The organism is Maritimibacter fusiformis, assembly GCF_008086115.1.
In the GTDB taxonomy this organism is placed as follows: Bacteria; Pseudomonadota; Alphaproteobacteria; order Rhodobacterales; family Rhodobacteraceae; genus Muriiphilus; species Muriiphilus fusiformis.
The window spans coordinates 206,259-223,135 of sequence record NZ_VSIY01000013.1 but is presented as its reverse complement, the minus strand read 5'-3'; the positions used below and the strand labels follow the sequence as shown (position 1 = coordinate 223,135).

At 65.7% G+C, this 16,877-nt stretch carries 22 protein-coding genes and 1 tRNA gene; 9 read left to right on the top strand and 14 right to left on the bottom strand.

Annotation, left to right across the window (positions count from 1 at the left end):
* The first annotated feature begins 84 nt into the window (after positions 1-84).
* The 4 genes from FVF75_RS13340 (at position 85) to FVF75_RS13325 (ending at position 1,179) form a co-directional block, all read left to right on the top strand.
* A complete protein-coding gene (locus FVF75_RS13340) occupies positions 85-570 on the top strand; it encodes a cytochrome b (protein ID WP_148378799.1) in 486 nt (161 codons plus the stop codon).
* Positions 567-743, top strand: coding sequence for a CTP synthetase (locus tag FVF75_RS13335; RefSeq protein ID WP_246138089.1), 177 nt, complete (start codon positions 567-569; stop codon positions 741-743). The genes FVF75_RS13340 and FVF75_RS13335 overlap by 4 nt, the downstream gene beginning before the upstream one ends.
* Before the next feature lie 114 nt (positions 744-857).
* Positions 858-1,034 carry a CTP synthetase gene (locus FVF75_RS13330; protein ID WP_148378797.1) on the top strand — a complete coding sequence of 59 codons (177 nt, stop codon included), beginning with the start codon at positions 858-860 and terminating at the stop codon, positions 1,032-1,034.
* A gap of 68 nt (positions 1,035-1,102) precedes the next feature.
* Positions 1,103-1,179 (top strand) — tRNA-Arg (locus tag FVF75_RS13325).
* A gap of 10 nt (positions 1,180-1,189) precedes the next feature.
* On the opposite strand, the gene FVF75_RS13320 is transcribed toward FVF75_RS13325, so the two are convergent.
* From FVF75_RS13320 to FVF75_RS13290, 7 genes are all read right to left on the bottom strand, one after another.
* Positions 1,190-2,281 carry a Zn-dependent alcohol dehydrogenase gene (locus FVF75_RS13320; protein ID WP_148378795.1) on the bottom strand — a complete coding sequence of 364 codons (1,092 nt, stop codon included), beginning with the start codon at positions 2,279-2,281 and terminating at the stop codon, positions 1,190-1,192.
* A gap of 44 nt (positions 2,282-2,325) precedes the next feature.
* Positions 2,326-3,039 (bottom strand): alpha/beta fold hydrolase, encoded by a 714-nt coding sequence (locus FVF75_RS13315; RefSeq protein WP_148378794.1) that lies wholly within the window; start codon positions 3,037-3,039, stop codon positions 2,326-2,328.
* Complete coding sequence (pcaD, locus tag FVF75_RS13310) at positions 3,040-3,834, bottom strand: 3-oxoadipate enol-lactonase (protein ID WP_148378792.1); 795 nt, start codon at positions 3,832-3,834, stop codon at positions 3,040-3,042.
* 46 nt (positions 3,835-3,880) lie between these two features.
* Positions 3,881-5,080, bottom strand: a complete 1,200-nt coding sequence (locus FVF75_RS13305) for an endonuclease/exonuclease/phosphatase family protein (RefSeq protein WP_148378789.1) — start codon at positions 5,078-5,080, stop codon at positions 3,881-3,883.
* Between the two features lie 66 nt (positions 5,081-5,146).
* Entirely contained in the window at positions 5,147-6,118 is a 972-nt protein-coding gene (locus tag FVF75_RS13300; RefSeq protein ID WP_148378787.1) for a threonine ammonia-lyase, read from the bottom strand.
* Positions 6,115-6,948 carry an alpha/beta fold hydrolase gene (locus FVF75_RS13295; protein ID WP_148378786.1) on the bottom strand — a complete coding sequence of 278 codons (834 nt, stop codon included), beginning with the start codon at positions 6,946-6,948 and terminating at the stop codon, positions 6,115-6,117. The genes FVF75_RS13300 and FVF75_RS13295 overlap by 4 nt, the downstream gene beginning before the upstream one ends.
* Positions 6,948-7,637 carry a haloacid dehalogenase type II gene (locus tag FVF75_RS13290; RefSeq protein ID WP_148378784.1) on the bottom strand — a complete coding sequence of 230 codons (690 nt, stop codon included), beginning with the start codon at positions 7,635-7,637 and terminating at the stop codon, positions 6,948-6,950. The genes FVF75_RS13295 and FVF75_RS13290 overlap by 1 nt, the downstream gene beginning before the upstream one ends.
* A 283-nt stretch (positions 7,638-7,920) precedes the next feature.
* On the opposite strand from FVF75_RS13290, the gene FVF75_RS13285 reads away from it, so the two are divergent.
* The gene (locus tag FVF75_RS13285) at positions 7,921-8,127 is read left to right on the top strand and encodes a hypothetical protein (protein WP_148378782.1); all 207 of its coding nucleotides are present in this window, start codon (positions 7,921-7,923) and stop codon (positions 8,125-8,127) included.
* 7 nt (positions 8,128-8,134) lie between these two features.
* On the opposite strand, the gene FVF75_RS13280 is transcribed toward FVF75_RS13285, so the two are convergent.
* From FVF75_RS13280 to fabA, 4 genes are all read right to left on the bottom strand, one after another.
* On the bottom strand, positions 8,135-8,923 hold the full coding sequence (locus FVF75_RS13280; RefSeq protein ID WP_148378780.1) for an enoyl-ACP reductase FabI: 789 nt from the start codon (positions 8,921-8,923) through the stop codon (positions 8,135-8,137).
* A 4-nt stretch (positions 8,924-8,927) separates the two neighbouring features.
* Positions 8,928-10,157 (bottom strand): beta-ketoacyl-ACP synthase I, encoded by a 1,230-nt coding sequence (fabB, locus tag FVF75_RS13275; RefSeq protein ID WP_148378772.1) that lies wholly within the window; start codon positions 10,155-10,157, stop codon positions 8,928-8,930.
* Positions 10,158-10,351: 194 nt separating this feature from the next.
* Entirely contained in the window at positions 10,352-10,957 is a 606-nt protein-coding gene (locus FVF75_RS13270; RefSeq protein WP_246138088.1) for a thermonuclease family protein, read from the bottom strand.
* Between the two features lie 22 nt (positions 10,958-10,979).
* Positions 10,980-11,489 (bottom strand): bifunctional 3-hydroxydecanoyl-ACP dehydratase/trans-2-decenoyl-ACP isomerase, encoded by a 510-nt coding sequence (fabA, locus tag FVF75_RS13265; protein WP_148378768.1) that lies wholly within the window; start codon positions 11,487-11,489, stop codon positions 10,980-10,982.
* A 177-nt stretch (positions 11,490-11,666) separates the two neighbouring features.
* Between fabA and irrA the strand changes: the two genes are divergently transcribed.
* Positions 11,667-12,086 (top strand): iron response transcriptional regulator IrrA, encoded by a 420-nt coding sequence (gene irrA / locus FVF75_RS13260; protein WP_148378766.1) that lies wholly within the window; start codon positions 11,667-11,669, stop codon positions 12,084-12,086.
* Positions 12,087-12,155: 69 nt separating this feature from the next.
* Here the strand turns inward: irrA and FVF75_RS13255 are convergent, their stop codons facing one another.
* The 3 genes from FVF75_RS13255 to FVF75_RS13245 form a co-directional block, all read right to left on the bottom strand.
* A complete protein-coding gene (locus FVF75_RS13255) occupies positions 12,156-12,584 on the bottom strand; it encodes an FKBP-type peptidyl-prolyl cis-trans isomerase (RefSeq protein WP_148378764.1) in 429 nt (142 codons plus the stop codon).
* 121 nt (positions 12,585-12,705) lie between these two features.
* Positions 12,706-13,068, bottom strand: coding sequence for a hypothetical protein (locus tag FVF75_RS13250; protein ID WP_148378762.1), 363 nt, complete (start codon positions 13,066-13,068; stop codon positions 12,706-12,708).
* A 270-nt stretch (positions 13,069-13,338) separates the two neighbouring features.
* A complete protein-coding gene (locus tag FVF75_RS13245; RefSeq protein ID WP_148378760.1) occupies positions 13,339-14,205 on the bottom strand; it encodes a hypothetical protein in 867 nt (288 codons plus the stop codon).
* A gap of 124 nt (positions 14,206-14,329) precedes the next feature.
* On the opposite strand from FVF75_RS13245, the gene miaB reads away from it, so the two are divergent.
* The 3 genes from miaB (at position 14,330) to FVF75_RS13230 (ending at position 16,758) form a co-directional block, all read left to right on the top strand.
* Entirely contained in the window at positions 14,330-15,649 is a 1,320-nt protein-coding gene (miaB, locus tag FVF75_RS13240; protein ID WP_148378759.1) for a tRNA (N6-isopentenyl adenosine(37)-C2)-methylthiotransferase MiaB, read from the top strand.
* A gap of 234 nt (positions 15,650-15,883) precedes the next feature.
* Positions 15,884-16,429, top strand: coding sequence for an OmpA family protein (locus tag FVF75_RS13235; RefSeq protein WP_187393074.1), 546 nt, complete (start codon positions 15,884-15,886; stop codon positions 16,427-16,429).
* The gene (locus tag FVF75_RS13230) at positions 16,426-16,758 is read left to right on the top strand and encodes a hypothetical protein (RefSeq protein WP_148378757.1); all 333 of its coding nucleotides are present in this window, start codon (positions 16,426-16,428) and stop codon (positions 16,756-16,758) included. Before FVF75_RS13235 ends, FVF75_RS13230 begins: the two co-directional genes overlap by 4 nt.
* The last annotated feature ends 119 nt before the right edge of the window (positions 16,759-16,877 follow it).

Below are 16,877 nucleotides of genomic sequence, written 5' to 3'. Positions count from 1 at the left end.
CGCGCCCCGACATCCGTCACAAATCAGTGAACGGAGTCAGGTGGCGCGCAAGGGACTTGCCCCACCCGTATTGGAGGCAATCCCATGACCCAAGGCTATACCCGCACCCAGATCGCCCTGCACTGGGCGATTCTGCTGCTGGTCGCAGCGCAATTCCTGTTCCACGACGCCATCGCCGAAGGCTGGGAACGGGTCGAAGACGGGCTGGAGGTCGGCTTCAGCCCGATGATCGCCCAGCACATCGCCACCGGCGTGTTGATCCTGCTGCTGGTGATCTGGCGCATCGTGCTGCGCGTGCGCCGCGGCGCGATCGCGCTTCCGGCGGACGAACCCGCGGTGCTGAAATTCGTCGCGCGGGCGACGCACGGGCTGCTCTACCTGCTGCTGATCCTGTTGCCGATTTCGGGCATCGCCGCCTGGTTCGGCGGTGCCGAACAGGCTGCCGACGGGCATGAGCTGATGAAGAACCTGCTGCTGGTCATCGTCGGGCTGCATGTGCTCGGCGCGCTCTACCAGCAGTTCGTGCTGAAATCCGACGTGCTCAGCCGGATGACCAAGCCCGAGGCATGACCCGGCTGGTGTTTTTCCTCGGCCCGATGATCGGCTCCACGCTGGCCGCGGTCGGCGTGGTGGCGGCGCTGGTCGCGGGTATCACCGGGCCGTGGCCGCTGCTCGGCGCGGCGCTGGCTGGTTATGTCGTCGGCTGGCCCGTCGCGATGGTCGTGGCCGGCCGGATGCGCTGAGGAATGCAAAAAGGTCGCGCCCGAAGGGGCGAAACCTCTGATCTGGATCAATGACGCGCCCGCATGCCGGGGTCAGTTTGCGGCAAGCCTGATAGGTCTGAAAGGGATATGGACATGTTTCTGCTTCTCGCGCTCTACTTCGTTGCCGGCACGACGCTGGCCGGGTCGCTGATCGTCGCCGCGCTGACGGCGGGGTTCACCACCACGATGCCGATCATCTACGCCGCCGTTGCAGGGTTCGTCATCGCCGCCCCTGTCACCTGGATGGTCGCGCGCAAGCTGCGCGGCTGACGGTCGTTTCGAGTTGCGCCGTTTCGAGTTGCATGGGGCGCGGCTGCAAGGCTATCCCTCTGGCCAGCGGCCCCTTAGCTCAACTGGATAGAGCAGCGGACTTCTAATCCGCAGGTTGAGGGTTCGAGTCCTTCAGGGGTCGCCAACCGCCCGCCCTATTCCCGCATCACGATCACGTTGCGCCGGGCCGTGCCCGACCGGGTCGAGGCGATGGCCTCGTTGATCTGGTCGAGCCGGTAGCGCCCGGACACAAGCTCATCGAGCATCAGGCGGCCCTGGCGATACATCTCGACCAGCCACGGGATGTCGCGCCCGATCACCGCGTCGCCCATCATCGAACCCAGGATGCTCTGCCCGGCATTGGCCATTCCCAGCGGCGAATAGCTGGCCTTGTCGCGGGCATGGGGCAGCCCGACCATGACCATGTTACCGCCGGGGGCGAGGTAGCGATGCGCGCTGTCATAGACTGGCGCCAGCCCGACCGTGACCAGCACCGCGTCCGCCCCGCGCCCGCCGAGCAGCCGCTTGGCCTCGTTCCACGGCTTGTCCCCGCTGGCCAGAACCCCGTCGGTGGCCCCGAAGGCGCGGGCGTCGTCCAGTTTGGCTTCGCTCATGTCGACCGCGACGATCCTTGTCGCACCGGCCATGCGCGCGCCCTGGATCGCGTTCAGCCCGACGCCACCTGCACCGATCACCACCACGCTTTGCCCGGGGCGGATGCGCGCGACATTGACCGCCGAGCCGACCCCGGTGATCACCCCGCAGGCCAGAAGCGAGGCCGCGTCCATCGGGATGCCGTCCGGCAGGCGCACCACCTGGCTGTGATCGACCACCACCTTTTCGGCAAACGCGCCGCAGTTCAGCCCCTGGAACAGCGCCGCACCCGCCGTGGTGGAAATCGGACCATCGGTCGGGGCATGGGGTGTCTCGCAAATAGCCGGATGCGCCGCCCGGCAGGACGGGCAGGTGCCGCAGGCCCGGATCAGGGTGACGACGACCGGGTCGCCCGGGGCCAGCCCGGCGACGCCCTCGCCAAGCGCCGTCACCCGCCCGGCGGCCTCGTGGCCCATCACGGCGGGCAGGGCGCAGGGAAAACCGCCGTCGATATAGGAGATATCCGACTGGCAGATCGCCACCGCGTCGATCGTCACCTCGACTTCACCGGTGCGCGGCGCGCGGATGGCGATGTCCTCGATCACCAGCGGCTGGCCGATTTCGTGCAGCACGGCGGCCTTGATCGTCTGCATGGCTGTTTCCTTTTCCTGCTGGTCCCTCATGGCCTGTGGCCGGTTCAGCCCGCCGTTACGATCCGGTCGATGAGCCCGGCCAGACCCTTAGGGTCGGACAGAAACGGGCAATGGCCGGTATTGATCTCGTGCACATGGCCCTGGTCGAACCCGGCGCTCATCTGGCGTTGGTGGGCTGGTTCGATGGTGCGATCTTCGGTGCACAGCACGTAGTCGCGCGGCAGGTGAGCGCCCTTGCCGGTGAACGCCACCGGCGTGGTCTGCGGCGCCATCGGCTGCCAGCCGACATGGGCGAGGGCGAACTCCACCGCCTCGGGCGGGCAGTCGTGATAGACCAGCCTGCGCGCCGTGTCCTCCTTGAAGCGGAACGCGGCACCGTCGTGCCCGACCTCCAGCCCGCCCTTGAGCGGTTGGCTCGGGGCTTCGCGCAGCATGTCCACCAGGCTCTTGCCCGGTGCGGGGACGTAGGCGCAGACGAACACCAGCCCGGCGATGTTGGCCGGGTCGATCTCGGCGGCGCGGGTGATGGCAAAGCCGCCCGCCGAATGCCCGACCAGCACCGTCGGCCCGTCGAGCGCATCGAGGATCGCCTGCGCGTAGCCGTCCAGCGTGACCTCGGCCATCGGCGTTGCATCCTCGCCATGTGACGGAAGGTCTATGGCGCGCGCGTCGTGGCCAAGTGCCGTCAGCGCCGGGATCAGGTCGCGCCAGCACCATGCGCCGTGGTTGGAGCCGTGAACCAGAAGGAATTTCGCCATTCAGATATGTCCGATCTCTTGCAGGAACCGTGTCAGCGCGGCGGCATAGTCCGCCGGTTTCTCGACGCAGGGCAGGTGGCCCGCGCCCCGGATCAGGTGAAACTTTGACCCTGCCACCAGGTCGGTGGTTTCGCGCACCATGTCGGGCGGGGTCGAGCCGTCTTCGCTGGCGGCAATCCCCAGTGTCGGCAGTTTCAGCCGCGCGGTGGACTCGTAGAGGTCGGTTTCCGCGATCGCCTCCATGCAGCCGATATAGCCGTCCAGCGGCGTGCGCGTCAGCATGTTGCGAAAGGCCTCGACCAGCCCGGGGCGGTCCTTGCGGGTGGCCGCGGCAAACCAGCGCTCCATCGTGCCATCGGCCAGCGCCTCGACACCGCCCGCGCGGGCCGCCGCGATGCGTTCGTCCCACATCGCGCGGTTGCCGATCCGGGCGGCGGAGTTGGAGATCACGATCGCGCGCACCAGGTCGAGCCGTTCGGCGGCCAGCCCCTGCGCCACGATGCCGCCGATGGAAAGCCCGACGAACACGCATTCCCTGACGCCGAGGTGATCCAGCAGCCGCGCCGCGTCCCCGACCAGGTCGCCCATGAAATAGGGCGGCTCGGGTGCGGTGGTCAGCCCGTGGCCGCGCATGTCGTAGCGGATAATCCGCAAGCCGTCCGGCAGATGCGGCAGCACCGCGTCCCAAAGCCGGAAATCGGTGCCGAGCGAATTGGCGAACGCCACAACCGGGGCGTCCTTTGGCCCCCGGTCGTCGTAATGCACCCGGATATCGCCGAGGTCTGCCATCAACATGGTTCGGTCTCCGTCAGAACATGCCCGAGCCTAGTGAAACCCGCCGTCACCGCAACCTGAGATGCGCCTTGATCTGGCCGTGGTCGGAGGCGAGCTTGTTGTAGGGCGCTTCCGGGTGCGAACCATCGGTGATGTGGTCGTTCAGGACCGAGAAATACTCCATATCCGCGATCCGCCCGTCGTTTTCGGGATGGAAATGGCGGCTGAGCAGGATCTGGTCGATCGACTCGTAGACCCCCATGAACGCCGAGGTATAGACCATGTCGCGCAGCGACCGGGCGACGAACAGGCTTTCCGCCGAATGCAGGCGCGCGGCCTCGACGGCGGCGGTGATGACGATGTGTTCCTCGGGGGAATAGCGGTCATTGTAGCTTTCGGCATCGTGGCGCAGCATCCAGGCGTAGTTTCTGAACGGGACTTCGCCGGCGATGATCTCGGAACTCACCGCGTGTTCGCCATCGTTGAAATCGCCCAGCACCACCACCGGGTTGCCCGCCGCCAGTTCGCTCACGATCTCGCGCCGCAGCACCCAGGCCTCGGCCATCCGGCGCACGGCGGCGCGCAGGCTGCCCATGGCGCGGCCTACGGGGTCGTAGCGGGTCAGGTCTTCTTCGGGTGCGAAGGCCGCGCCGGGCGGGGTGATATGCTCGCCCAGCTTGGACTTCAGGTGGCAGTTGAACAGCGTGACGACCTGATCGCCCACCGGAATGCGCACCTTGAGGATCGGGCGCGACAACCGGCGCAGCACGTAGCGGCCAGCATCCAGCCCCGGATCGGTGCCGCGCAGCGGCTGAAAGGGAATTTCGAGCGGCGTGGCAAGGTCCTGGATCACCTCGGGCGGCCCGGCGAAGCCCAGCCGCGACAGGACCGCGACGCCCGGTCTGCGCTTGCCCGGCTCGCCCGCGTCGGCGGCATTGGGGGCGAAGACCAGCGCGCCCTCGTCATAGGGCATGACGCCCAGCTTGTCGAAAATCACCTTGCGGGCATAGGCCTTGCCCCGGTCGGGGATCACCGCGCCGTTCAGATCGCGCGCCCTTGTGCTGGCCTCGCCGATCACGTCGACCAGCGCCTCTTCCTCGAAAATCTCCTGAAAGCCGATCACGTCGGCGTCCAGATCGACAAGCTGGTTGGCGGTCCAGTTGCGTTTCCAGGCGTATTCCTCGGGGGTGTAGCTCTGGAATTGGTAATATTCCTTGTCCGGTCCGATCAGGTTCTTGACGTTGAAAGAGGCGATGGAGAACTTCATGGGCGGACCTTTCGTTAACGGCACGGCCCCTGTCTAGGCCAGATCGGGGATCGGGGACAGGGCGGCTCAGCCGAAGCGTTCAAGCGCCTCGCGAAACAGCGCCGCGTCGACGTTGCCGCCGGAGGCGACGACAATGGCGGTTTCCCGGGTCAGGTCGTCGCCATGCCAAAGTGCCGCGGCCAGCGCGACCGCGCCGCCCGGCTCGATCACGATCTTGAGCCGGGTGAAGGCCAGCGCCATCGCGTGCAGGCAATCGTCGTCGCTGACCGCAAGGCCCGGCCCGCACAGCCTGTGCATGATCGGAAAGGTCAGCTTGCCGGGTGAGGGCGTGACGATGGCGTCGCAGATCGAGCCGGTCATCTGCGCGTTGGTGCGGATTTCCCCGGCGGCCAGCGAGCGGCGGGTGTCGTCGAATCCCTCGGGCTCGCACGGGCGCACCCGAAACCCCGGTGCCTCGGCCTCGAGCGCCAGCGCGATGCCGGAGGTCAGGCCGCCGCCGCCGCAGGGCACCAGAACCTCGGCGCGCTCGATGCCCATCGCCGCGGCCTGCGCGGCGATCTCCAGCCCCACGGTGCCTTGCCCGGCGATCACCTCGGGTTCGTCGAACGGTTTGACCAGCGTCAGCCCGCGTTCGCCCGCCAGCCGCGCGCCGATGGCGTCGCGATCCTCGGTCGCGCGGTCGTAGAGCACCACCTCGGCCCCCAGCGCGCGGGTGTTGGCGATCTTGAGCTTCGGCGCGTCCGACGGCATCACGATCAACGCCGCCACGCCAAGCTCGCGCGCCGCCAGCGCCACGCCCTGGGCATGGTTGCCCGAGGAAAAGGCGATGACACCGCGCGCCCGGGTGGCCGGGTCCAGCGCCGTCAGCGCCGCGCGCGCGCCGCGATATTTGAAACTGCCGGTGTGTTGCAGGCATTCGGACTTCACCAGCACCCGCCGCCCGGCGATTTCGTCGAGAAACGGCGAGCCTAGCAGCGGTGTGCGCCGGGCATGGCCGTCAAGGCGCGCGGCGGCGGCGCGGATCATGTCGATGTTCATCGGCAAGCCTCAAGCCAGGCGCGGATCGCCGCCAGCGCCTCGGGTTCATCGAGCCAGGGGACATGCCCCCGCCCCGGCACGCGGGCATAGATCATGTCGGGCCGGCGCGCGCGCATTTCGGCCACCGTCGCCGCGGCCAGAAGATCCGATCCGGCACCGTGGATCAGCGCCAGGGGCAGACCGTCGAGCGCCTCGAACAAGGGCCAGACCTCGACCGCTTGGCCGGGCACGTAACCGGCCAGGAATGCCTCGCGCAGGGCCGGGTCGTAGTTGACGACCAGCCCATCCTCGCCCCGGACGAACAGGTTTTTCACATCGGCCAGCCACCGGCCTTCCGGCACGTCCGAGAAACCCACCGCCGTGCGCGCCCGCGCCTCTGCCGCCTCCTCGAAGGTCCGGGCCGAAGGGTTGCGGCCGATGAAGGCCTCGATCCCGGCCAGCCCTTCCGCATCGACCACCGGGCCGACATCGTTGAGGCATACGCCGATCACCCGCTCGCGCACGCTGGCCGCCAGCGCCATCGCGATCAGCCCGCCGCGCGAGGTGCCGAGGAACGCGGCGCGCTTCAGGCCCAGGTGATTCATCAGCGCGACCACATCCTCAGCCTCTTGCGGAACCGTGTAGCTTTGCCAATCGGCCCGCCCCGAGGCTCCGCGGCCGCGATAGTCGGGCCGGATCAGGCGCACATCCGACAGGTGCGGGGCCACGAAATCGAAGTCGCCGCCATGGCGCGTCAGCCCGGCCAGCGCGATCACGGGCAGGCCCGCGCCCTCGTCGCGCCAGGCCAGCCGGGTGCCGTCCTTCGCGGTGAAATACCGGATCTCAGTCATCAGATCGCCTGCGCAATGTCGGGAATGGCAGTGAGGTCTGGCAGGATCTCGTGCGGCGGATGGCCAAGCCGGTCCTGCGGTGCGCCGGCGCGGTTCACCCAGGCGGTGAAAAAGCCGAAACCCGTCGCCGCCGCCACGTCCCATCCGTTCGAGGACACGAACAGCACCGAATCGCGCGCGCAGGCGAAGCGTGTCGTCACCAGTTCATAGACCTGCCGGGCCGGTTTGAAGATGCCGACGCTTTCGACCGACAGCACATCGTCCAGCAGGTCGCCGATCCCCGCCGATCCGACCGCGTCATCGAGCATTCCGGGCGAACCGTTCGACAGGATCGCGGTGGCAAACCCCGCTGCCTTGAGCCGCGCCAGCATGTCGGGCACCTCGGGAAAGGCCGACAATTCGCGGTAGAGCGCCAGCAGGCGGTCGCGCAGGTCTGCATCGCCCGACAGCGATTGCGCGTCCAGCGCCCAGTCCAGCCCGTCTTGGGTGACCGCCCAGAAATCCTTGTGTTCGCCGGTGATCGCGCGAAGCCAGGTGTATTCAAGCTGCTTGCGCCGCCAGTCCTCGGCCAGCCCGGGCCAGACCTCGGCCAGCGCCTCGCGCCCCGGTTCGCCTGCTGCCTCGCGGGCGGCGGCGGTGACATCGAAAAGCGTGCCATAGGCATCGAAAATGCAGGTGGTGATCGGCATTTGCCCTCCCGGTTTCGGCCGAGATTGGCATGGGTGGCGCGATGAGGAAAGGGGCAGGGTCACAGGGGACCGCGCGGAGAGATGATCGAGGGAAGGATCAACGCGCGGCCCGTGTCGCCAATGTGCCGAAACCGGGGCGGGCGGGCAAGGGAAGCGCCGGAAACACATTGTTTCGGGCAAAAATTTCTGTGACTATTTCATTACTTATGTGCGAATTGTGCAATTCTGCCCGAATGCGGCCGCAAACCTTCAAGGCACGGTCGCACGGGCGCGGAGGGATGACATGAAACTGCGGATCGTGGCCGGGACAGGAATCGGGGTGGTCTTGCTGGTGGTCGGCGTGATCGCCCTGGTCGGGGCTGTCGAGGTGCTGGAATACAGCGCCGGCGCCGAGACCGTCGCGCAGGCCTTCCTGGTGCCGCTGACGCTGTTCGCGCTCGCCGCTGTCGGGTTTTACTTTGCCTATGCGGCGTGGCGCGGGCGCGACTGAGACGCGCTCAGAGGTGGTCGGGCTGCGGCATGCCCAGCACGTGAAACCCCGAATCGACCGTGACGATCTCGCCGGTGGTGCAATTGCCGTAGTCCGACGCGAGGTAGACGGCGGTGCCGCCGATCGCCTCCAGCGTCGCGTTGTGGCGCAGGGGGGCGTTGGCCTCAGTGTGGCGGAAGGTCTTGCGCGCGCCGCCGATGGCCGCACCGGCCAGCGTCTTCATCGGGCCGGGCGAGATCGCGTTCACCCGGATGCCCTCGGGGCCGAGGTCGTTGGCGAGGTAGCGCACCGAGGCCTCCAGCGCCGCCTTGGCCACGCCCATGACGTTGTAATAGGGCGTCACCCGGTTCGAGCCGCCATAGGTCAGGGTCAGCATGGTGCCGCCTTCGGTCATCCTCTCGCGCGTCCGCCGGGCGATCTCGATGAAGGAATAGCACGAGATATCCAGCGAGGTCTTGAAGTTGGCGCGCGAGGTGTTGATGAAACGCCCGGTCAGTTCGGCCTTGTCGGAAAAGGCGACCGCATGGACCAGAAAGTCGATCCGGTCCCACCGCTCCCAGAGCGCGGCAAAGCCGGCATCGAGCGATGCATCGTCGGTCACGTCCATGTCGACGAGGATATCGCAGCCAAGGCTTTCGGCCAGCGGTTCGACCCGCTTGCCGAACGCCTCGCCCTGATACGAGAACGCAAGTTCGGCGCCTTCGCGGGCCATGGCCTGCGCGATGCCCCATGCGATCGAGCGTTCGTTCGCGACGCCCATGATCAGGCCGCGCTTGCCGTTCATCAGTTCTGCCATGGTGCTATTCCTTGAACTTGCTCAAGAGCATCGAGCCGTTGGTGCCACCAAAGCCGAAGGAGTTGGTCATCACCGTATCCAGCCCGGCCTCGTTGACCGTTTCGGTCGCGATCTCGCCTGGGTGGATGGCCGGGTCGAGGGTTTCGATATTGATCGAGGGCGCGATGAAATCGTCGCGCAGCATCAAGAGGCAATAGACCGCCTCCTGCGCCCCGGTGGCGCCCTGGCTGTGGCCGGTCATCGACTTGGTCGAACTGATCGGGGGTGTCGACCCCTCGCCGAAGACGCGGCGCACCGCCTCCACTTCTCCGACATCGCCGACCGGGGTCGAGGTGCCGTGGGCGTTGATGTAGGACACCTTGCGACCTTCGGGCAGGGTCGCCAGTGCCAGCCGCATGGCCCGTTCGCCGCCTTCGCCCGAGGGCGCGACCATGTCGTGCCCGTCCGAGGTGGCGCCGTAGCCGGTGACTTCGGCATAGATCGTGGCGCCGCGGGCCCGGGCGTGCTCCAGGCCTTCAAGCACCACCATGCCACCGCCGCCGCCGATGACGAAACCGTCGCGGTCGGCATCGAAGGCACGGCTGGCCTTTTCCGGCGTGTCGTTGAACTTCGACGACATCGCGCCCATCGCGTCGAACAGGCACGACAGGGTCCAGTCAAGCTCCTCGCCGCCGCCGGCGAACATCACGTCCTGCTTGCCCAGCATGATCTGTTCCGAGGCCGCCCCGATGCAGTGCAGCGAGGTCGAGCAGGCCGAGGTGATGGAGTAGTTGATGCCCTTGATCTTGAACGCAGTCGACAGGTTGGCCGAGATCGTCGAGCCCATGCATTTGGGCACCGCAAAGGGGCCGATCCGCTTGGTCGCGCCGGTCGCCAGCACCGATTGGTGGGCCGCGAACATCGCGCTGGTCGACGGCCCGCCCGAGCCCGCGATCAGCCCGGTGCGCGGGTTCGAGATGATGGCCTCGTCCAGCCCGGCGTCGGCGATGGCCTGTTGCATGGCGATATGGGCATAGGCCGCCCCCGGGCCCATGAAGCGCAGCGTGCGCTTGTCGACATGCTCCTTGATGTCGATATCCGGCGCCCCCGCGATCTGCGAGCGAAAGCCGTGCTCGGCCATGTCGGCGTTGGCGGTGATGCCGGATTTGCCCGCTTTCAGGCTGGCGGCGACTTCATCGGTGCTGTTGCCGATGGCCGAGACGATTCCCAGCCCGGTAACGACGACACGGCGCATGGTGTTCTCCTTAGGCTTTGTTGAAAATGTGTGTAGGGCAGAGGGGTAGGGCGGGGCAAGAGGTAGAACGCGGCGACTCAGCGTGTTCAACGCATCGCGGCACAATCACACTTCGATTGATGTGTATGACGCAGGATGGTGTGCAATCGCATGATTGCCTTGCTCGATCCATCTGCGCTATTCGAGCGCGGCAACTACTCTTTTCCCTTGCGAGCCATTTGTTTGGTATCGAATTGTTCCCAAACTTGCATGCGGCCTTTTTGACGCGCGTCGGCTAGCCAAAGTTTTTTTCGTGCATCCGGAGTTTCCAACGAGCGATATTTTCCGTCGGAAAATTTTGGCCAGTCGATCGCCATTCCAATTCTGACCATTTCTGCCGACAGGTCGCGACCGTCCTGCAGGTAGCAACGTGCCACACCGCGACCGTAGGAATCGAGTTCGATTACTTCTGCTCGCACTGTTTGCCCTTTGCACAAAGAAACCAATGCCCATTTGGCCTTCTGCCCGTAGGGATGGTTCAATTCTGGCGCATCTATCCCGAATAGCCTGACTTGGGTTTTCTGGATAACCACTGTATCGCCATCCACCACATAGGCCCGACCGTATAGAGTCGGCTTGCTTGGAAGTGGCCTTGCACTCTTCGGGTCGAACGGTGCGAGAGGGCGTCTCGCCTTTGACGGCCTGCGTGCTTGTGTTGAAGACACTTGGCGTCTTGGTCGGCGCTTGCCACCTTTCAGCAAAAAACCGAAACCAAAAACGACTACTACGACAATGAAGAACTCCAATAAATCATACTCCACCGAGAATATCGTGGCGAGAGACTCAGCTCTCGGAGAGCGCGACCTTCATGTCCTTGACCTGATAGATCACTTCCCCGTCGGCCTCGACGATACCATCGGCCACGCCCATCGTCAGCCGCCGGCTTTGCACCGCCTTGGTGAAATCGACGTAATAGGTCAGCATCTTGCGGTCCGGCCGCACCATGCCGGTCAGCTTGACCTCACCGACCCCCAGCGCATAGCCGCGCCCCTGCCAGCCGCGCCAGCCGAGGTTGAAGCCTGTCAACTGCCACAGCCCGTCCAGCCCCAGGCAGCCCGGCATTATCGGGTTGCCGGGAAAGTGGCAGTCGAAGAACCACAGGTCCGGGGTGATGTCGAATTCGGCGACAACGTGCCCCTTGCCATGCTTGCCGCCGTCGCCCGAAATCTCGGTGATGCGGTCCATCATCAGCATCGGCGGGGCCGGAAGCTGCGCGTTGCCGGGACCGAACAGATCGCCCGCCGCGCATTTCAAAAGGTCTTCCTTCGTGAAACTCGTCGGAAAATCCGCCATCAAGGTCCGCCCATATTTCGTGCCAATTCATCAGCTTCCGTCTAGCACCCGGCCCTCGGCGCTGGCAAGGGCGCCACGGGGCTTGTCGCGCTGACGGGGCGGAAAACGGAAAACAATTGAAAAATCGGTGCGAAATCCTTTATATTCTTAATCCAGATAGCAAAGGTGAGGAACCGAATGACCACCGCGACAGCAAAACGGGTCGGGGCCGAGTGGCTTGCAGGCGCACACATGCGCCCGACGCGGCAACGCGTGACGCTGGCGGCCCTGCTTGTGGGGGACGGGCAGAACCGCCACGTCACCGCCGAAAGCCTGTTCGACGCCAGCCGCAAGGTTGGCGAAAAGGTCTCGCTCGCCACCGTCTACAATACCCTGCGCAGCTTTTCCGACGCCGGGCTTCTGCGCGAGATCACGGTGAACGGGGCCAAGAGCTACTTCGACACCGACACCACCAACCACGCGCATTTCTATTGGGAGGACAGCGGCGAGCTTGCCGATGCGCCGCTTGCCGATGTGAAACTGTGCGAGTTGCCGGAGCCGCCGGACGGCACCGAGATTTCCAAGGTCGACGTTGTGATCCGGCTCAGGCGGCGCTGAACTCTCGCTGACCCGATGAAAAACGCCCCGCCGATCAGCGGGGCGTTTTCGTTTTGACGGCCGAATGACTCAGGCGATCGACACCAGTTCGATCTCGAAGTTCAGATCCTCGCCCGCCAGCCGGTGGTTGGCGTCGAGCGTGACCGCGTCGTCCTTGACCTCGGTGATCTGCACCGGAACCGCCTTGCCGTCAGGGCTGCGCATTTCCAGCATGGTGCCCGCCTCGAGCGGGATGTCGTCGGGAAACTCGGATTTCGGCACGTCCATCACCGCCTCGTCATTGCGCGCGCCATAGGCTTCGGCGGCGGGGACGGGCACGGATTTCGCATCGCCCACGGCCATGCCCGGCAGCGCCTTGTCGAGGCCGGGGATGATCTGGCCCGAGCCGACGGTGAACTCCAGCGGATCGCGGCCTTTCGAGCTGTCGAACACGGTGCCGTCGTTCAGGGTGCCGGTATAATGAATGCGGACGGTATCGCCCGATTTGACCTGTGTCATGGGGTCGCTTTCAGATGTCTTGGGGTGAATTTTGCAAGGCCGCATCCTTCGCGGGTGCTTGCGGAGTGCCTTGAATATAGGGGGCCGCGCGGCGATGTAAACCGCAGGGCCGCGATCCGCGTCAGCCGTTGCCCGGTTCTTCGAAGCGCAGGCGCAGGACGAAGGGCTGGGGGCGGGGCGCGCGGAACAGCTGGAAGACCCGGATCTCAAGCTGTCCGGGCAGGTCGCCGATGAATTGGCGGTCGGGCCGGTCGTCGTAATATCCGGGCACCGTGACCGAGACATTCTTGCCCTCGACCAGTTCGATGCTCATGTTCTGGCCCTTGGGAAAGCTGAGCGCGTAACAGACGATGCCGTCCGCCGGGGCGTTGCCGTGGATGTCGCCGGCGGTGAAGTCGGCGGCCAGCGCGACCGGCTGGCACTCCTCGGCGGCGGCGAGAGCGGGCAGGGCGATGGCGAAGACGATAGCAGCGATCCTGAGCATGGCGGTCCCTCGTTGTGACCCTCGAAGCCTATCGGCACTTGAGGCGGCGGGCAACGGCGTAGCTTGGAAAACGGCGTGCGCATGATCTGGCATCGCCCCGGTTGACGTGCTTGCCGGGGCGGATGGGGATGCGGTGGCAGGATGTGGTTTTCGCCTCAACCCGTAACCTCCGGACGCATCGCGGTTGCAGACAAGGTCCATGGCAAATGCGGGCGAAAACTCTTCAATTGCGGCAAGTTTGCCCGCAGATGACGAACACTGCCGCCCGCTTCAGAACCATTGCCCCGGCTCCATCAGCCCCAGGTCCAGGAGTTGCTGCGAATTCCACTCGAACGGCACCGAGTTGTGCCATTTGAAGGTCGGGATGTCGAAGGTGGACCCGGCGTTGGTCTTGAGCGCCTTTGCGGTGCGGAACGAGATGATCGCGGCGGTCAGGTTGTTGTGCCAGGGGCAGGCGTAGGTGTTGTATTCCTCGTCGTTGAAGGTGTGGTCGGGGCGCAGGCGCAGCCCCGGCCTGGCCCGGAACAGCGCGATCCGGTCGATCTTGCGGCGTTCGCGCGGAATATGCTCCTCGAACCGCCAGCGCAGCCCGCCGTAAAAGTCGAGCTGGCGGTCTTTCGGGTGGCCGGTGGCGGGGTCGGTTCGGCTGAGGGCGTAGTAGCCCGACTTGTCCACATAGGTGGAATCCAGCGACACCGCGTCGGGGAACCGGCCAAGGTCGTCGGCATAGGCGTCGACCACATAGGTCAGCATCGCTTCGCGCCGCTCCTCGGTGTGAAAGGTCAGCATCTCGCCGATCTTTCGGGTCTCGCAGAACGGATAGAACAGGTATTCCGCGTTGTAGCAGTAGTAGAACCAGCGCCCCGGCGCGGCCTCGATCAGCGTGTTGACCGCGGTTTCGAGCGCGCCATCGCTGGCCATCACGTAGTCGACCCGGTGCACGTCGTCCTCCAGCGCCGGCGGCAGGTCGAGCGCGTCCGGGGCCAGCACGATCACCGACCGGAAACCGGAAAGCTGGTGGTAACGGATGGTGCTTTCGACCTCGACCAGGTCTTCGACAAGGATCAGGCAGATCGGCCCCTTTTCGAGGGCCGACTTGCCTTTGGCGAGAAAGTCGCGAAGTGACGTGTAGCGCATGCCTGCCTCTTGCCCGCTCCGGGCCGTTGCCGTCATCTTCGCGAAATGCCCGGTCATTGCAACCGTTGCGGGGCACGCGCGCTTGCGGTAGGAACCCGCCCTGATCCGTCAAGGAGTTCGCGCCATGTCCGACCCGAAAAAGCTCTTCATCCGAACCTATGGCTGCCAGATGAATGTCTATGACAGCGAACGCATGGCCGAGGCGCTGGGCGGAGCGGGCTATGTCGGGACCGACAGCGCCGACGATGCCGACATGATCCTGCTCAACACCTGTCACATCCGCGAGAAGGCGGCGGAAAAGGTGTATTCCGAGCTTGGGCGGATGAAAGAGCTGAAAACCGCCCGGCCCGACCTCAAGATCGGTGTCGCCGGGTGCGTGGCGCAGGCCGAGGGGGCCGAGATCATCCGCCGGCAGCCGGCGGTCGACCTGGTGTTCGGGCCGCAGACCTATCACCGCCTGCCCGAGATGATGGTGCGGGCCGATTCCGGGGAAAAGGTGATCGACACGGATTTCCCCGCCGAGGACAAGTTCGAGGCACTGAAAGACCGGCCCAAGGCGCGGCGCGCGCCGTCCGCCTTTCTCACCGTGCAGGAAGGCTGCGACAAGTTCTGCGCCTTCTGCGTCGTGCCCTATACCCGCGGCGTCGAGATCAGCCGCCCGCCTGAACGCATTTTGGCCGAGGCGCGCGACCTGGTCGAACGCGGGGTGCGCGAGATCACGCTCCTGGGCCAGAACGTCAACGCCTATCACGGGCCGGGCGAGGGCGGCGACTGGTCGCTGGCGCGGCTGATCCGGGCGCTGGCCGAGGTCGACGGGTTGGAGCGCATCCGCTTTACCACCTCGCACCCCAACGACATGACCGACGACCTGATCGCGGCGCATGGCGAGGTCGAGAAACTGATGCCCTACCTGCATCTGCCGGTGCAATCCGGGTCGGACCGCATTCTCAAGCGGATGAACCGCCAGCACAGCGCCGAGGCGTATATCCGGCTGATCGAGCGCATCCGCGCCGCCCGCCCCGACATCCTGATCTCGGGCGATTTCATTGTCGGCTTTCCCGAGGAGACCGCCGAGGATTTCGAAGCGACGATGGACCTGATCCGCGCCGTGAACTACGGACAGGCGTTCAGCTTCAAGTATTCGCCCCGGCCCGGCACGCCCGCGGCCGAGCGCGCCCAGGTCGATCCGGCCGAGGCCTCCGACCGGCTTGCGCGGTTGCAGGCTTTGATCAATGAGCAGGCCGCCGGGGTCATGGCCGGCATGGTCGGGCGCGAGGTCGGCGTGCTGTTCGAGAAACCGGGCCGGATGGACGGGCAGATGGTGGGCAAATCCGACTATCTGCACGCGGTGCACGTGAGCGGCGCGGATGTGGCGCCCGGCGACCTCAGACGGGTCAGAATCACCGGGGCCGGACCTAACTCGCTGGCCGGCGCCCTGGCCTGATCGAACCGCCTAAATGCGCAGTTAGACAGGAAATTTCACGAATACCGCCACAATCCGCCCGGTAAAGCGGGAATGTTGCCGTTTCGTCCACAGATTAGCCGGCAACGCCCATTTACAGCTTTGCCCGGTTCGGTCTAACTTTCGGGACATAATGCACTTTGTCGCGCGGTGCGCGGCTATGTTGGGGGATATAGCGTGCTCATTCGGTTCATTTCCGGGCTCCGGGCGGTCGCAATGACGACTGCCTTGGGCTTCGCACTCGTGTCCGGTCTCGGGACTGCTGCGCAAGCGCAGCAGCAGGTGACGGTCACGGGCAAGATCAACTGGGGTCTCTGGGTCGACCCCGACGGCTGCATGCACTGGTGGGCCGATGGCGGCCTCGAAGGCTACATGGTGGCCCGGCGCGACCCGGCAACGGGGCGTCACATGTGCCTGGAGCGCAATACCTGCGCGGTCCAGAACACCGATGTGCTGTTTGCGACCGACAGCTACCAACTGACCGCCGCCGGGCGTCAGTGGCTGCAACAGTTCTTCACCTCGGCCGGGGCGTTTGCCTATGCCGTCTACGGACATACCGACAGCCGCGCCTCGGACGAATACAACATGCGCCTGTCGCAGAACCGCGCCAATTCCGTCGCCAGCGTGGCCCAGTCCACCGGCGCCGTGGTCGAGCGGGTGATCGGGTTTGGCGAACGCCGGCCGGTCGCGTCCAACGCCACTGCCGAAGGAATGGCGCAAAACCGCCGTGTCGAAATCGTCTGCTACAGGTACCCGCAATGAGCAACAAACTTATCCTGGCCGCGCTTCTCGCGCCGCTCGCCATCGCGGGCTGCCAATCCACCGAATACACCGGCGGCGACCCCAAGCTGATCGCCCGCAACTACGACACCTCGTTTGGTGACCGGGCCGGACCGCGTGACGGCGTTGCCGCCGTCGCCGTGCTGCCGGACGGCTGCCAGGCATGGATCGTGGACGAGGGCGTCGAGGGGTACGGCAGCGACCGCTCCGACCCGCGCTCGGGCCTGCCGGTCTGCACCTCGGAAATTCCGCCGGGGTCGGTGATCGGCGACCACACCGTCGGAAGCGACTTCCCGGATTACCTGCCCTGACGACGGGCGGGCCGGGTCGAAACAACCGCGCCGAGGCGCGTGATGACCGCGGGGACGCCCCCCGCGGTCATTTTTGTCTCACTTGGGTGAAATCCTGATACCAAGGGTTGCGTGGCCCC

Coding starts and splice junctions, on each gene's coding strand:
- FVF75_RS13285 (WP_148378782.1), top strand. CDS start 7,921: ATGAAACTGCGGATCGTGGCCGGGACAGGAATCGGGGTGGTCTTGCTG.
- FVF75_RS13280 (WP_148378780.1), bottom strand. CDS start 8,923: ATGGCAGAACTGATGAACGGCAAGCGCGGCCTGATCATGGGCGTCGCG.
- FVF75_RS13340 (WP_148378799.1), top strand. CDS start 85: ATGACCCAAGGCTATACCCGCACCCAGATCGCCCTGCACTGGGCGATT.
- FVF75_RS13295 (WP_148378786.1), bottom strand. CDS start 6,948: ATGACTGAGATCCGGTATTTCACCGCGAAGGACGGCACCCGGCTGGCC.
- FVF75_RS13315 (WP_148378794.1), bottom strand. CDS start 3,039: ATGGCGAAATTCCTTCTGGTTCACGGCTCCAACCACGGCGCATGGTGC.
- FVF75_RS13290 (WP_148378784.1), bottom strand. CDS start 7,637: ATGCCGATCACCACCTGCATTTTCGATGCCTATGGCACGCTTTTCGAT.
- FVF75_RS13230 (WP_148378757.1), top strand. CDS start 16,426: ATGAGCAACAAACTTATCCTGGCCGCGCTTCTCGCGCCGCTCGCCATC.
- FVF75_RS13300 (WP_148378787.1), bottom strand. CDS start 6,118: ATGAACATCGACATGATCCGCGCCGCCGCCGCGCGCCTTGACGGCCAT.
- FVF75_RS13250 (WP_148378762.1), bottom strand. CDS start 13,068: ATGCTCAGGATCGCTGCTATCGTCTTCGCCATCGCCCTGCCCGCTCTC.
- FVF75_RS13305 (WP_148378789.1), bottom strand. CDS start 5,080: ATGAAGTTCTCCATCGCCTCTTTCAACGTCAAGAACCTGATCGGACCG.
- FVF75_RS13255 (WP_148378764.1), bottom strand. CDS start 12,584: ATGACACAGGTCAAATCGGGCGATACCGTCCGCATTCATTATACCGGC.
- miaB (WP_148378759.1), top strand. CDS start 14,330: ATGTCCGACCCGAAAAAGCTCTTCATCCGAACCTATGGCTGCCAGATG.
- fabB (WP_148378772.1), bottom strand. CDS start 10,157: ATGCGCCGTGTCGTCGTTACCGGGCTGGGAATCGTCTCGGCCATCGGC.
- irrA (WP_148378766.1), top strand. CDS start 11,667: ATGACCACCGCGACAGCAAAACGGGTCGGGGCCGAGTGGCTTGCAGGC.
- FVF75_RS13245 (WP_148378760.1), bottom strand. CDS start 14,205: ATGCGCTACACGTCACTTCGCGACTTTCTCGCCAAAGGCAAGTCGGCC.
- fabA (WP_148378768.1), bottom strand. CDS start 11,489: ATGGCGGATTTTCCGACGAGTTTCACGAAGGAAGACCTTTTGAAATGC.
- FVF75_RS13320 (WP_148378795.1), bottom strand. CDS start 2,281: ATGCAGACGATCAAGGCCGCCGTGCTGCACGAAATCGGCCAGCCGCTG.
- FVF75_RS13330 (WP_148378797.1), top strand. CDS start 858: ATGTTTCTGCTTCTCGCGCTCTACTTCGTTGCCGGCACGACGCTGGCC.
- pcaD (WP_148378792.1), bottom strand. CDS start 3,834: ATGTTGATGGCAGACCTCGGCGATATCCGGGTGCATTACGACGACCGG.
- FVF75_RS13235 (WP_187393074.1), top strand. CDS start 15,884: ATGACGACTGCCTTGGGCTTCGCACTCGTGTCCGGTCTCGGGACTGCT.
- FVF75_RS13335 (WP_246138089.1), top strand. CDS start 567: ATGACCCGGCTGGTGTTTTTCCTCGGCCCGATGATCGGCTCCACGCTG.